12 protein-coding genes are annotated in these 13775 nt (G+C 70.4%); 3 read left to right on the top strand and 9 right to left on the bottom strand.

Going from position 1 to position 13775, the window contains the following annotated elements:
* The first annotated feature begins 6 nt into the window (after positions 1–6).
* A complete protein-coding gene (locus QF032_RS01025; RefSeq protein ID WP_373430272.1) occupies positions 7–561 on the top strand; it encodes a hypothetical protein in 555 nt (184 codons plus the stop codon).
* Positions 562–636: 75 nt separating this feature from the next.
* Here QF032_RS01025 and QF032_RS01020 read toward each other — a convergent pair whose 3' ends face one another.
* The 4 genes from QF032_RS01020 to QF032_RS01005 all read right to left on the bottom strand — a co-directional run bounded on the left by QF032_RS01020 (position 637) and on the right by QF032_RS01005 (position 2654).
* Positions 637–774 carry a hypothetical protein gene (locus QF032_RS01020; RefSeq protein ID WP_307054427.1) on the bottom strand — a complete coding sequence of 46 codons (138 nt, stop codon included), beginning with the start codon at positions 772–774 and terminating at the stop codon, positions 637–639.
* 81 nt (positions 775–855) lie between these two features.
* Complete coding sequence (locus tag QF032_RS01015) at positions 856–1017, bottom strand: hypothetical protein (protein WP_307054425.1); 162 nt, start codon at positions 1015–1017, stop codon at positions 856–858.
* Positions 1018–1101: 84 nt separating this feature from the next.
* Positions 1102–1707: a dihydrofolate reductase family protein gene (locus QF032_RS01010; RefSeq protein ID WP_307054423.1), complete on the bottom strand. Its 606-nt coding sequence runs from the start codon at positions 1705–1707 to the stop codon at positions 1102–1104.
* A 524-nt stretch (positions 1708–2231) separates the two neighbouring features.
* Positions 2232–2654 carry a hypothetical protein gene (locus QF032_RS01005; RefSeq protein ID WP_307039126.1) on the bottom strand — a complete coding sequence of 141 codons (423 nt, stop codon included), beginning with the start codon at positions 2652–2654 and terminating at the stop codon, positions 2232–2234.
* A gap of 442 nt (positions 2655–3096) precedes the next feature.
* Here QF032_RS01005 and QF032_RS01000 point away from each other — a divergent pair, with 442 nt between their 5' ends.
* Positions 3097–3735, top strand: a complete 639-nt coding sequence (locus tag QF032_RS01000; RefSeq protein ID WP_307054421.1) for a hypothetical protein — start codon at positions 3097–3099, stop codon at positions 3733–3735.
* A 110-nt stretch (positions 3736–3845) separates the two neighbouring features.
* On the opposite strand, the gene QF032_RS00995 is transcribed toward QF032_RS01000, so the two are convergent.
* From QF032_RS00995 to QF032_RS00985, 3 genes are read right to left on the bottom strand one after another with little or no spacing between them, the layout of a single operon-like run.
* Complete coding sequence (locus tag QF032_RS00995) at positions 3846–5285, bottom strand: MFS transporter (protein ID WP_307054419.1); 1440 nt, start codon at positions 5283–5285, stop codon at positions 3846–3848.
* Positions 5282–7288 carry a PEP/pyruvate-binding domain-containing protein gene (locus QF032_RS00990; RefSeq protein ID WP_307039120.1) on the bottom strand — a complete coding sequence of 669 codons (2007 nt, stop codon included), beginning with the start codon at positions 7286–7288 and terminating at the stop codon, positions 5282–5284. The genes QF032_RS00995 and QF032_RS00990 overlap by 4 nt, the downstream gene beginning before the upstream one ends.
* Positions 7285–8658: an ATP-grasp domain-containing protein gene (locus QF032_RS00985; protein ID WP_307039119.1), complete on the bottom strand. Its 1374-nt coding sequence runs from the start codon at positions 8656–8658 to the stop codon at positions 7285–7287. The genes QF032_RS00990 and QF032_RS00985 overlap by 4 nt, the downstream gene beginning before the upstream one ends.
* A 359-nt stretch (positions 8659–9017) precedes the next feature.
* Between QF032_RS00985 and QF032_RS00980 the strand changes: the two genes are divergently transcribed.
* A complete protein-coding gene (locus QF032_RS00980) occupies positions 9018–10223 on the top strand; it encodes a PAS domain-containing protein (RefSeq protein WP_307054417.1) in 1206 nt (401 codons plus the stop codon).
* A 206-nt stretch (positions 10224–10429) separates the two neighbouring features.
* Here QF032_RS00980 and QF032_RS00975 read toward each other — a convergent pair whose 3' ends face one another.
* Positions 10430–10675 (bottom strand): ABC transporter permease, encoded by a 246-nt coding sequence (locus QF032_RS00975; RefSeq protein ID WP_306945701.1) that lies wholly within the window; start codon positions 10673–10675, stop codon positions 10430–10432.
* 36 nt (positions 10676–10711) lie between these two features.
* A complete protein-coding gene (locus QF032_RS00970) occupies positions 10712–13156 on the bottom strand; it encodes a WD40/YVTN/BNR-like repeat-containing protein (protein WP_307054416.1) in 2445 nt (814 codons plus the stop codon).
* Positions 13157–13775 lie beyond the last annotated feature (619 nt).

The raw sequence follows: 13775 nt of genomic DNA, 5'->3' as shown, positions 1-13775 counted from the left end.
GAGCGGTTGCCCAAGGACGGCGGCGTCGAGCTCTGCGGTGTCACCTTCGGTTACGCCAGGCCGGCCGAACCCGTCGTCCGAGACCTCTGCCTCACCCTCACGCCGGGCACCCATCTGGCGGCAGTCGACGCCGTCGGAGCGGCCCCTGACCGAGTGCCTGGGCGGCGACGACGCACGGCGGACCCGGCCCTGCTCGCCGCAGGGGAGCGCCAGCTGATCGCTCTGGTCCGCGCCTGCTTCCCCCGCCCGGCTGCTCCTGCTGGACGAGGCCACCTGCCATCTCGACCCGGCCGCGTAGTCGAACCTGCTTTCGATGTCTGCCCCGCCACCCTGATCGTCTGCGCCCACCGGATCAGCTCCGCCCTGCGCGCCGACCTCGTCCTCGTGCTGGGCGGCCCGCGCCGCCACCTGGGCACTCATGACCGTCTGATGGTCGACTGCGCCCTCTACCGCGACCTGATCGGCCACTGGGACCACGCCACGACCGACACGCCGAACGCTGCCCCAGCGGCCACGGGAACCTGGACTGGCTGGATGAATGCGTCCGGTGTCAGAGGCTAGGGGTGCTTGCCGAGGCTGGCGGCCACGGCGGTCAGTCGGTCCGTCGCGTGAGCCACACCGAGCCCGTCCATGTAGTCACGGACATGCACGATCCGGCTGTTCCGGACGGATCACGAGGAGGCCGGGGAAGTCGAAGGACCGGCCGCCCGTGGTCACGGTCCCGGAGACGATCTGCTCGACGACGATCACCTCCGGGTCGGTGTTCTCATGCACGACGACTTCGCGGATCTCCTTCGGCTGCGCCGGGCTTGCACCCCAGGCCGCTCGATAGTCCGCGCGGACCTCTTCACGCCCCTAGTAGCGCTCAGGCATGCCGGGGAAGAAGAAGGGAAACTCGTGCACGGCATCGACCGCGTACCGGTCGGCCAGGTCGTCCGCGGACTTGTCGAGCATCGCCTGCTGGTAGCGGGCCAAGACCTCACGAGGGCCGAGGTCGGCCGAGGTTGTGTCCGGCATGGCTGTTGGACTCCGTTCAGTCAACGTGCGACTGGTACTTGAGCGTTGGGCCAGAACTTCAGGACGAGTTCCTGACTCAGAAGACTAGTAGCTGTCGTAGCTGGGCTTGCCGTTCGGCCGGTAGACGCCGACGACGGTGCCGCCCTTGGTCGTGGAGACGCTGACCGGTTCCAGCGCAGTGGGGATCGCGCCGTCGGCGAACAGCCGCTTGCCGGTGCCGATGATCACCGGGTGGATGGTCAGCCGGTACTCGTCGACGAGGTCGTGCCGCATGAGGGTCTGGGCGAGGTCGCCGCTGCCGACGACGTTGAGGTTGCCGCCGTCGGACGCTTTCAGCTTGCGTACCGCCTCGACGGTGTCGCCCTGGAGCAGCGTGGAGTTCTGCCACTCGACGGACGTCAGGGTCCGAGACGCCACGTGCTTGTGCATGCTGTTCATCCGATGGGTGAACGGATTCTCGGGATCGGCGGTCGGCCAGTACGACGCGAAGATCTCGTACGTCTTGCGGCCGAGCAGCATCGCGTCGGAGTGCTCGTACCAATCGGCGATGGCCGCGCCGACCTCGTCGTCGACAACCGGCTTCTGCCAGCCGCCGTGCTCGAACCCGCTTTCAGCGTCCTCGTCCGGACCACCCGGCGCCTGCATGACGCCGTCAAGGGTCAGGAACGTGCAAACAATGATCTTGCGCATGGTGCGCTCCCTTCGTCGACGGGTAGACGGCACGTCCGCCGGAAACTCATCGGTGGACCGTCCGCGGCGCGGAACCGGGGCCGTCGCCCCCGGCCATCCGGATGGGGGGTGCGGCACCTCTCGGCCGACCCCGGCGAGGTCTGGAGTGTGCGGCGGAAAGCCCCCTTCGATGGTCCCTCGACCTGGGGCCCCGGCACGCTGGAACGCATCTGTGAGTGATCTCCGCGCCGCCGATTCCGCACCTGCACGGCTGCCCGTCCGTCATACGCAGGACTCGACATCCACGCGTCGAGTGGCAACCGGTCCCTGGAACTCACCTCAACGCGACTTCGCGCCCATCCGAACCGCCCTCAGACGGCTCCGAAGATCTGACTCTCCGTAACAACCGCTCGGAAGGCGGGTCAGAGCCCCTTCCCCTGAACATCGACTGGCCGCATCGCTCTCAACGAGAGTCGTTTGTCGTCGAGTTCGGATGCCGCCAGAGGTCCTGTGGGCCTCTGGATATCGGTGAGTTCCGATGTCGCTCAGAGCGTGCCTGCCGCCCCGGCGGCCGCGCGACGCAAGGGGAGCGAGAGCGCGACGACGAACAGGGCGAAGAGGGTGATGGGCGCCAGCCAGAACAGCTTCGCAGGATCATCCTGTAGCCAATGACGGTTGCCCCACCAGTTCGCGCTGACGTCCATCACCATCACGGTGGCTGCCAGCCAGGACCCTTCCCGTCGCACCAGTCCGACCAGCACGGCGGCCAGCGGATCCAGTACCACCAAGCTGACGAAGAACACTTGCAGGGGAACCTGAGGGAACGACGCATAGGCGTGGATGCCGCCACGGACCAGATCGAGAACGTGGGAGCAGAACCCTTCGAGGAATCCGATCAAGTACACCGCGCGAACCCGACGCGCCCACAAAGGCTGTCCGCCCCATCGTTCCCGCAGTTCAAGCCTCACCAGGCCACCCTAGACGGCGTGATCACGGGTTCGAGGACGGTTTCTCGGTTGCCCTGACCGAGAGCGTTTCCCGGCGTGAAGCGCCGGGGCTGCCCGAGTGTGCGGCCAGGTAGCACCGGACATGTGTCGTGGGCAACGGGCAGCCGGAAACGCGGTCCACGACTTCGGCTCTCCGCCCAGCCCCCCGCAGTTCGGGCGCGGGCACGGGCACGGGAGTGCCGGCATGCTCGTCCTTCTCCGGACGACTGCCGAGCAGGGCGTGACGCTCGTCGACACAGTTGCGGCGTACGGCCGTTCCCTTCGGAGACGGTCGTCGGCGACGGCCTCCGTCACGTCGGCGACAAGGTCGTGATCGCGTCGAGCTGTAGTGGGTTCGGCCCGCCGATGGACCACAGGAGCGTTAGCGTGTCATGCCTATGACATCGAAGGGGTGACGGTGCACATGAACGGATCCGTTGACAAGAGTTCGACCCGTCTGGGCCTCGCACTGGGCGCGGCCCTGGTGTCGACGGTGCTCTGCACGCCGGTGACCGCGGCCGCCCCCGAGGAGGCCGGGAAGGGCCAGGGTGCGGCCGCCACCATGCCCGGGCACGGCGAACGGGCATGTCCCGTCGTGTACTTCGACCTGGGGGAGACCCTGGTGCACACCGCCGCCGACGGCAGCACCACCTACCTGCCCGGGGCGGCCTCGTACCTGCGGACCCTGCGGGAACGCCACGTCGAAGTCGGCCTGATCACCAATGTCCCGCCTTCCTGGGGTACGACCGACGCCGAGCGCGCCGCCCGGCTCCGGACGGAGGTCGACGCGACGTGGCGGGGTCCGGCGGCCTTCGCCTGGGCAGACTTCGGCGACCGGATCCGTACGCCGCGCACCGAGGCCGAACGCAAGCCGTCCCCGGTCCTGTGGCAGCGCGCCAAGGAGGACTCGGCCGGCTGCCGGGTCGTCTACCAGGCGGAGACTGCCCAGGAGGTGTCCGTGGCGTCCTCGCTGGGCTTCGTGTCGTACCAGGTCGGTCTGCCGCACCGGCCCGCATTCCTGCCGGCGGGACTGGTCGAACTCCTCGGCTGTCGCCTCACTTGAACGCAGCCGCAGCCGCAGCCGCAGCCGTCGCCCGGACCGCCCGTCGTCGTACACCCCTGATCCGGGGCGTACGACGACGGATCGGTGCCTGCGCCACGGTTGTCAGGCCGTCAGGTCGTTCGTGGTCTCTGCGGGGTCTGGCCCGGTTCGAGGGCCTTCTTGCGGCCGGCGTCCCCCGTGTCCGCCAGGGCGGGAGTACCGTCGCCCACTTCCGCAGACGCGGGGCCATCGGCTCCCGCGTTGCCGCACGTCGGCGTCGGAAGTGCCCTATTCCCGTCACGGCCGGCACGGGCGACCACGCCGCTGCGCAGCAGCAGTTGGAAGGCCCCGAGCAGCAACGCCGTGGCCAGCGCGCTGTGCCACAGCAGGGCGTCCAGATGCCCGGCGGACAGGTACGCGCCCGCGGCGATCGCGGCCAGGGCGCACACCGCGCGGTCCACGATGCTCTCCACCGACAGCAGGGTGGCCCGCGGTGCGTGCGCGGGGACAGCGTCGTTGACCAGTTTGCGCTGGACCGGGAACGCGAACCCCGTGGCGGCGGCGAACAGGCAGAGCAGCACGACGACGGTCCACGGCCCGCCGAGGGTCATGGCCGCCAGGGTGCCCGCCAGCGCGAGGCTGAGGACGGACACCCAGGCGACCGGCGGCAGTCTGCGGCTGAGCCATTGGGGCCGCGCGGACGCCACCGCCTCCGCCACGGTCATGGCGGCCAGCACCCCACCGTGCGATGCCTCGCCGATGCCGTGGTCCAGCAGGATCGGCTGGAAGAGGTTGACCTGGCAGATGCGCGACAGGGTGAAGACCGCGACGCCCTGCACCATCACCAGGGCCAGCCACGGCGAGGAGGCGACACAGCGCAGCGCGGTCCCCGCGTCCCGCAGGAAGGCGCTGCCCCGCCGCCCGCCGCCATCCCGGCCGGTGTCCGCTCCGGCTTCCGCTCCGGCGAGGCGGGGCAGCAGCACGGCGCAGACGAGGGAGCCTGCCGCGCTCGCCGCGCTGAGCACGTACGGGGCCGGGTGCGCGAGAGCCGTCAACGGCCCGACCAGCGGCCAGCACACCACCTTGGCCGCCAGCCCCAGTGCCCGCGCGGTGCCCTCCGCCCGAAGGTAGTGCTCGCCGCACCGTTCCGCCCGCAGCCCGTCGTACAGGTAGGCGCTCGCCGCGCCCGAGGTGAGCGACCGGCCGGCGGCGATGGCCAGGAAGTGGATCAGGAACCCCGTGTAGGAGGCGCTGACCACCGGGGCCAGGTTCGCGGCCGTCATCACCACCGCGCCGAGCCGCAGGCAGTTGCGGGTGCCGATCCGGTCGGCGATCAGCCCGGTCGGGATCTCCAGCAGGCAGAAGGCCACGTAGTAGATGCTCTGGATGCCGAAGATCTGCCCGTCCGAGAGGCCGGCCGCCTTCTGGTAGGCGTAGAACACCGGCATCCACCACAGCAGGTTGAACAACAGCTGGAAGCCGTAGTTGAGCCGGATGATCCGGCGGGCCGTGTCGGTCAGGCCCGTGGCAGCTCCGGTGCCGGGGCGCGGCCGGCCAAGACGCGCCCTCACAGCGCGTAGGGGCGGATCTGGACCAGCCGGAAGTCGCCCTGCTCGGTCATCAGCCACTCGATGTCGAGTGGCTTGTCCACGTCGGCCGCGCTGAAGTGGGACTGCAGGAGCCGTCCGGTGAGGGACAGGTCGGCGAGCCGGGCGCGGACCGCGGCGGACAGCCCCTGGCCCCACGAGCCCAGTGCGAGGGTACGGCCGCCGCCCTCCACGGTGTTGTACAGGTACTGCTGCGGCAGCACCGTCCCGTCGACCACCTGCTCGGGGGAGCCCGGGGAACAGTTGAGGTAGACGTTGCGGAAGTCCTCGCGGCGGGTCGGGTTGCAGGTCACGAGGACGCCGCCCAGGGAGGCGGGCAGGTACTCCTGAACGATCACACCCATGTAGGTGTCGTCGAGGGAGATGCCGACCTGGTGGCGCAGCCGCACGCTGCGGGGCGACACGAGGGAGGCCCACACGTGGCGTACCGCGTCGAGGAGTTCACCCGTGCCGTGGACGGTGGTGACGGAGTCGTAGACGCCGGCCGCGGAGAACCCGGGGAGGTCCTCGGCGTTGGAGGAGGAGCGCACCACCAGCCGCCCGCGGGAGGCCGCCGCGGCGGGGAAGGCCTGGTCGATCTGCCGGGTGACCGACTCGGGGACGGGAGTGTGCCGGATCAGGTGTTGCAGGTGCAGGCACAGTGAGTCCAGGACGTCGGTGGCGTCGAGTTCGAGCGCCATCTTCAGCTTGCCGATGCCCTGCTGGAGGGCCGGGGAGGAGGCGAGGAACCGCTGCTGGAGCGCGAAGGGGAGTGCGACGCCCTCCGGGGCGCCGACCGCCTCGGCGACGAACTCGGCTGCTTTTGCGCGGAGTTGCTCGACGGTGAAGGCACTGAGGCCGAGGCGGGTGGCGAGGTGACCGTAGAGGTCCTCGCGCGGCGGACGGGGCCGACCGTAGAAGGAGGTCAGGTCCACCGTACGGCTGTCGAGGACGTGGTGCAGCTCGCCGAGGTTGGCCGCCTTCGTGCCGTAGCGGTCGCGGTCGGCGCTGCGCAGCCGGTGCAGGGAGAGCACGGGGGCGTCTTCGAGCAGCGGTGGCTCGAGGCGTATGCGCTGCTGGTGCCAGGCCGGCGCCCGCAGGTCGGGTTCGTGGTCGAGACGCTCCAGGGATATGTCGTCCTCGTCGACCCGGTAGCGCACCCACGCGTCGTCGAGGCCGTCCTTGTCGACGAGTTGCTCCAGATCACGGACGATCGCGTTGGGGATGCCCCAGCCGGAGGCGAGGACGTTGGTGTGCGAAAGCGGCGTGATCGGCGCCGTGTTGATGAAGCCGGCGACGCGCGGTACGTCGTCGGGCAGGCACGGCATCGCCACGATGTCGGCCCAGCCCAGGCCGGCCTCCGCCACCGTGTACTCCTCGGCCGTCCGGAAGAATCGCAGCCGCCCGGTGGCCTCGCCGGGGTTCAGCGGTGTGCGCTCCCGGGAACCGAACAGCTCGTGGCCCAGAATGCGGGGCACCCGCCGTTCGCTGATCGCCGACAGTCCTTCCTCCTGCCCGTGGTTGGCGGGCTTGAGCAGCAGCGGCAGCCTGCTGTCGACCCGAGCCCGGACGAACTCGTAGAAGAACGCGAGCAGTTCGCCGCTCATCGTGTCGGCCTCGGTCGTCTCCAGGACGAGGAACGGCCGCTCCCTGCCCTCCTCCTGCTCGGTGTGCAGGGACAGCACACCGAGCAGGAACCGGCGCTCGGGATCGGTGTAGACGGAGGCGTTGAACGCGTCCAACCGCGCGTCCAGCGAGGCCAGGTCCATACCCAGCACCCGGGTGGCGACATAGTTGACGTGGAAGGGGTGCGCGCCGGTGTCGAGCAGGTGCCAGGTGTTCTCCGCGCGGTCGACGACGACCTTGAGGTAAGGGTGACCCGCCAGGACTCCCGACAGCGTCCGGAAGAGCGGCAGGGAGAGGTTCTCGCCGACGACCGTGCGGTCCGTCGCGGGCGAGGCGGCTTCGGTGGCCAGGTGGGTGCTCATGCGGGAACCTCCTCGGACTGCGCGGCGGGCAGCACTCGGGGCAGGGCGTCCACCAGGGTCTCGAAGTCCCGCAGCACCGTCCGCGGGTCGGCGGCGGAGAGCAGGCACAGGGCCGCCATGGTGTTGGCGCCCGCGGCGGGGTCGTAGACCGGCACGACACTGCCGTCGGGCAAGGAGCTCTCCGCCACCACCGACAGCTCACTGTCCGGGCTCAGCGGGACGTCCGACGCGACCACGGGGAAATCCCAGACCTTGCGGCCCTGCCAGGCCTCGCCCCGGCCGTCGACCGCGAGGACGACGAGGGAGCCCGCCGCACCCCGGGCCCGCTCCGGGGTCAGGGCCTGCTCCGGCCAGGTGACCGGGCGTCCCAGCAGATGGTCGACGAGCATGCCCACCAGGTCCAGTTCGAAGACCTCCTCGATCTGCGGCACCGTCATCGCGCCGCCGAACCGGGCGGCTGTCTCGATGAGCCACATGCTGCCGTCGGGGCCGAGCTTGATCTCCGTGTGCGTTCCGCAGTCACGCAGGCCCAGCGCGTCGACGGCACGGCGCGCCAGGGCCACGACGCGGTCCTGCGCGTCAGGCGAAAGCAGAGCGGGCGTGATGCCGGCGCGTTCGGTGAACGGCTCGATGGTGGGCATCCGGCCGCTGAGGCAGACGGGGTGGAAGACACCGTCCGCCACGACGCCCTCGACGCTGAGGTAGTCGCCCCAGCCGGGCTCGTCGAACCAGTCCGCCGCCGTGCCGCTGACGATCTCCTCGACCACGAAGTCGGCATCCGCCTCGGCGACATGCAGCTCCGCGTATCCCAACTGGGCGGACTCCGCCATGACCTGGCGCGAGCGGGCCCAGGCGGCGGACGCCTCGCCGGGCGAGGTGATGATCTGGTGGGCGGTGGATCCCGCGCTCCAGGCAGCCTTGAGGAGCAGTGGACAGGACAGGGAGCTCACCGCCGCCCGCAGATCCGCTTCCGTGGAGACGGGGCGGAACGCGGGCTGCGGAAGGCCGCTCCGCTGCCAGGTGCTGCGCATCAGCCGCTTGTCGCGCGCGAGTGCGGCGGCTGCGCCCGCGCCCGGCAGACCGAGCTTCTCGCAGGCCTCGGCGACCGCGACGACCGCGTACTCGGAGAAGGTGATCACGGCGTCCGCGCCCACCAGCCGGGCATGCGAGACGATCAGGGCGACCAGGTCGGAGCGGCCTGCGTCGTCCGGCGTCGTGACCGAGGCGCACAGTCTCCCTGCGGAACCCGCCACGGCGGGGGGAAGAGCGCTGAGCGCCAGCAGGTGCACGTCCGCCCTCGCAGCCGTCCGGGACAGGACATGGCCGAGCGGCGGACCACCCTTGGCATGCACCAACAGCACCGTGCTCACAGAAATTCGTCTCCATTCACCTGGTCGGCGGGGGCCGTTCTCGGCACCGGTGGCGCGGTGACGGGCCCGGGGATCGTGTCGGGGAACGGCGTCCGCAGAGCCCGCCCGCACACTCCAGGGGACCAGGCTGTAACCGCACATATCGCCGCAGAGGCCGCCCGCGACTCAGGCAAATGCCTGAGTCGCGGGGGTGGTCCGCAGACTCTCGTCCCCGAAGTCCGGGCCCGAGCGATAGGGGCGGCGGGGACCACCGTCCACTTCCGGCAACTCGGCCGGGAATGGAGCTTGTGCTGTACGGGGCGGGATATCCAACGTCGTGTGACTGTGCGTCAGCCAGTCCTATACGGACGGAGACCGTTGTGCCCGACCCGAGCCACAAGACTCTGCTCGAGAACCTTCCCGTGTCCTGGAGGGAAGTCGACGAGCCGTGCCAGGCGGCGGGGGAGAGGGACGCCGAAGGACCCCCGCGGACGGGTGAGCCCGCCGATGCCGACGGCCTCGCCGACCCGGGCGGCTCACAGCGCACCCGGGACCGGCGGCACCACGAAGCCGGGCTCGCGGTGCCCCCCGGTGGCGCCGCCTTCGCGGACCTCGTGGACCTCGCCCCGGCGCCCGCCTTCATCCGGGACCGCGAGGGGCGCTACCTGTGGGCCAACCACGCCTACGCGCACCTCTACGGCACCGCACCACAGCAACTGGTCGGCAGATACATCGAGGACTTCGACGCCCCGGCCGAGGCCGAGCGGTTCCGGGCCCTGGACCAGCAGATACTCACCCGGGGCACGCCCGTCCGCCACACCCTCCGCTATCTGCGCCAGGACGGCACCACAGGCCGCGCGGTCGGCCACCGCTTCCCGGTGCGGGAACACTCCCGTACGTGCGTCGCCGGCATCTACGTGGACATCACCGACCACCTGCGGGCCACCGCGCAGCGCCAGGAGGCCGAGGAGAACCTCAGCGCTCTGCGCGACCACAGCGGTCTGCCCTGCGCCCTGTTGTCGGCGAACGGGCGGGTGATCGAGGCGAGCGTGGCGGCCGCCGAACTCTTCCACCTCGGCCTGACCGACCTCGTGGGCCGCCGCGCCCACACGCTGCTGGCCCCCGAACCGGGGCCGGATCTGGACCGGTTGCACCGCCGGTGGAACAGTCTGATAGCCCGCCGCACCCGACGTGTCGAGACCACGGCCGTGCTCGTCGACACGCGTGGACTGCAGCGGCGGGCGGAGCTCCACCTGACGACTATCGGCCATTCCGCCAGCCGGGCACGGCACGTCTGGGCCGTGATCACCCATCAGAGTCTCGCCCACGAGGCGCATCCGCCGCTGACCGCCGCGCAGATCCGCATCCTGTCGTTGTTGGCGCAGGGCAGCAGCAACAGCGACATAGCCGCCTCGCTGAACCTGTCGCGGCAGACGCTCGACTACCACCTCAGCCGCCTGCGGCACCTGCTGGGCGCCGCCACCCGTCCGGCCCTCGTGGCCCGCGCGTACGTCCTCGGCATACTCGCCCCCCACACCTGGCCACCACGATCGGCCACGGCGGCCCATCCCCTCAGCACCGCGTGACCTGCGCGGGCGCGAATCCTCACGTCGGCACCGGCACCGGCACCGGCACCGGCACCGTCGAGGTGACGGCTTCGTCGAGTACCCCGAGGGCCTGTTTGGAGCTCGTCCGCCACGGTCAACGGCGTCATTTCGTCGCGAGGGCCTGACGTAGTGTCAGTAACCCACGCGGAGGGCCATGAGGGCGGTCCTGGCCGGGGGCGCGGACGTCACGATCTGGACGACGTCAACCGGGCCCTGCGGTACTCACCGCGCGCAAGCAGCGAGAACGCCACCGTCGCGCCCAGCGTCAGGGCGACGATCGCCCACTCGAGGGCCCCGCTGTGCTGATCGGGGTCCACTCCGAACACTGCCTCGATCCAGTCGCGCCAGATCAGCGTGGCCAGGAAGAGCACTGCGCACAGACCGGCGGCCGCCGCCTCGATCCGGCCTCGCAGACGCACGTCTCGTGTCATCGCCGTCACCTTCGAAATGTGCCAGGTCAAGGATCGTCAGACCGTCGACAGGTCGATCCGGAACATGCCACGGCCATGAGTGACGCTGACCAACGTCTCGTCCATCCAGAACAGCTGGTCGACCGAGCAGTTGGTGGGCCCTTCGTTGGCCGCCGACCAGTTGGTCCCGCCGTCATCGCTGGCGAAGAGCCCCACCTCGGTACCGCAGTACAGGAATGACGTGTTCCGCGGATGTACGGCGACCGCCCGGACAGGTACGTCCGGCAGCGTCTGGGCGAGCTGGGTCCACGTGGCGCCGCCGTCGTGGGTGACCCAGAGGTTGTCCGGTTCGTAACCACCGAAGGCGACGTAGGCCGTGTCCGGCTCGGCCGGGTCGAGCGTGACGCAGGTGAGGTAGCGTCGCGGCCGCAGTGGGCCGGGTCCGGTCACCCCGACACGACTCCACGCCGGCGTCGTCGCCGTGCCGTTGACGGTACGGAACAGCATCCCGTTGACGTGCCCCACCCAGATCAGGTCGGAGTGGCCGGCCGCCACGGCGAGCGCACTGATCTTGGATCCCGCGCTGGGTTTGACCGCCCGCCAGCTCGGCCCGGACGTGGGCGTGTTGGCTTCCTTGGCGTTGTCCGTCCGCCACAGCGACAGGCCGCCGGCGAGCATCCGGTCGGGTTCGTTCGGGTCGAGGGCGAACGGTGCGATGAACAGGGCCTGGTTGGTCATGGCGTCGGGGATACGGAATGGCAGCGGCTTCCAGTCCCACTCCCTGATGGCGGCGTTCCAGAACTGGCCGCTGATGTAGCGGTCGCCCTCGGTGTCGTCACTGGCGCCGCCGTCGGTGTTTCGGTGGATGTTCAGGAAGACGTACTCACCGTAGAAGACCTGCGGATCGCCGGGGTCGGAGGCGCACCAGCCGCCGTCGCCGCCGAAGATCTGCTGCCAGCCTTCGGTGCCCTGGGCAGGGTCGAAGCAGAGGGTGCCGTTGTCCTGCGCGCCGCCGACGATCTTTCCGCTGAGCCGGTTGCCGGCGCCGGAGTAGAACTGGGTGACCCCGTAGTTGTTGTCCAGTTCGGTCCAGCCGTCGACGAACGGCGGTTCCTGCTCGGTGCCGGTCTGCGCCAAATCCTGTGCGGTGAACACGCCGCCGTCGTTGCCGAAGAAGACCGTCCGGTTGTTCGCCCCGTCGTATCCGGGGTGCGAGACGATCGTGTGGTGGTCGGCGTGCACGGAACCCGGGGCCCACCAGGTGCTGATCTCGGTGATGTGGTCGCCGCCGTCGGTGCTGCGCCACAGGTCGACGCCGCCGAGCACGACGAGGTTCCCGTCCGTCGGGTCGCCGGCCCACACGGCGTTGCCGTACCAGCCCTGGTCGCCCAGATAGTTGGCCATCTGGCCGCTGGAGTCGAGGGTTTTCCGGAGACGGTAGGTTCGGCCGCCGTCCGTGGAGCGATAGACGCGGCCGCTGGTCATCTGGACGGAGGCGTAGACGATCCCGGGATCCGCGGCAGCGTAGGCGAGTTCGACCCGCCCCGACCACGGGTTGCCGCCCGGAGTCGCCGTCTGCCAGGTGCGCCCGCCGTCGGAGCTGACGAAGGCCGCGCCGGCCTCCAGGGCGCCGGCCACGGCCAGGTCGTCGTCGGTGGGGTCGAACAGGACGGTGCCGAGCGGGACGTCCAGGACCTGTGTCCAGATTTTGCGTTCCTCGTCGGAACAGCGGAAGAGCCCGGTCGTGGTGGCAGCGAGGACGACCTCGCCGGTCGAGGAGACCGCCATCCGGGTCACGGCGCGGAAATCCGTTGTCTGGGTGGCGGTGATCGGCGCCCAGTTGACGCCGTCGGTGGTGCGGAAGACGCCGTTGCCGCGCAGGGCGTCGCTGTTGGAGAAACCCTCACCGGTACCGACATAGATCGTCGAGGGGTCGCCGGGGTCCATGGCCAGGCAGGAGCAGGCCAGGTTGCCGAGGAAGTCGTCGACGGGCGCCCACTGCGCTCCGCCGTCCTCGGTGTGCCACACGCCGCCGCCGGCGCCCGCGGCCCACATCCTCCGCGGCTCCTCGGGATGGATCGCGATGCCGCGGGTGCGACCGCCGATGTTGCCCGGGCCGAGCCACTCCCATGCGGCGAGTTGCATCCCGGCCGTCGGGGTCGGGCCGGCCCCGAGGCCCTCACGTGCGGCGCCGGTCGGCACGCCCGCGGTCCGCGCGGGCGGGGCCTCCTCCGCTGCCAGCCGCGCGTGCATCCTGTCGAGTGCCGTTCCCTGGGCGTGCGCCGGGACCGTGCCGTCGTCGCCGCGCTCCTGGTCGAGCCTGAACAGTCGTCGCGCGTTGGGCAGGTCGGGGTAGTTCAGGCGCCGCAGCGCACGTCGTACCGCGGCGTCGGGCAGCCTCTGGAGGGTCTCGTTGGTCACGCCGCGGCTCCTGCGCAGCAGCGGCACCTGTTCGACCCGGATCTCTTTCGCCCGCGCCAGTTCTTCGTCGGAGATGGCCATGACGTCCCCATTGAGTGCGCCGAGGTGACAGCTGAGCGATTCCCGCTCCGGATCATTGCGCCGAGGTGACAGCTGAGCGATTCCCGCTCCGGATCATCCGGCAGGAGATCCCGCCGAGCGGAACAACCGCGATGCGCTGGGGGAAGCTGATCCTGCCGCACGCCCGCAACGCCTCTCGGCATGCCGTCCCCGTCCGGTCCGAGCCGAGGGTCCACCTCCATCGTCACCCTCGTACGGGGAGGACGCCAACTCGGGGCGAGGGCGACGACAGGCCTCAAGTGCATGCCTCAACTGTTGCCCTTTCATCCAACGTGGCGTGGACGCAGAAGCCCCGGGCCGACCCCGAGTTGCCGACGCGAGAGGGGCGACGGCAGGACATCGCCCGCCTCCGTGTCAGGTCAGTGTCAGGCATCAAGTCGACCGTGACGCAGCGACGTTGCTCTGTGGAGGTGAACCGGTGAGCGGGGCCGTCGACTTGGTGACAGGCCGAGGTGCGGGCCGGGAAGGGCAGGAGGAACATGGGAAGCGGGGGAGACCGAGCCCCTGGCCGCACTGGGCACGTCCGGCCCCCCTTCGGAGCGGTCGTGCCGACCCGTGCGCGCCGGCGGCCGCCCTCACC

Origin of the sequence: Streptomyces achromogenes (assembly GCF_030816715.1) — a bacterium.
Taxonomy (GTDB): domain Bacteria; phylum Actinomycetota; class Actinomycetes; order Streptomycetales; family Streptomycetaceae; genus Streptomyces; species Streptomyces achromogenes_A.
Note: the sequence above shows the minus strand (reverse complement) of the source record. Positions and strands in the feature narration are given on the sequence as shown.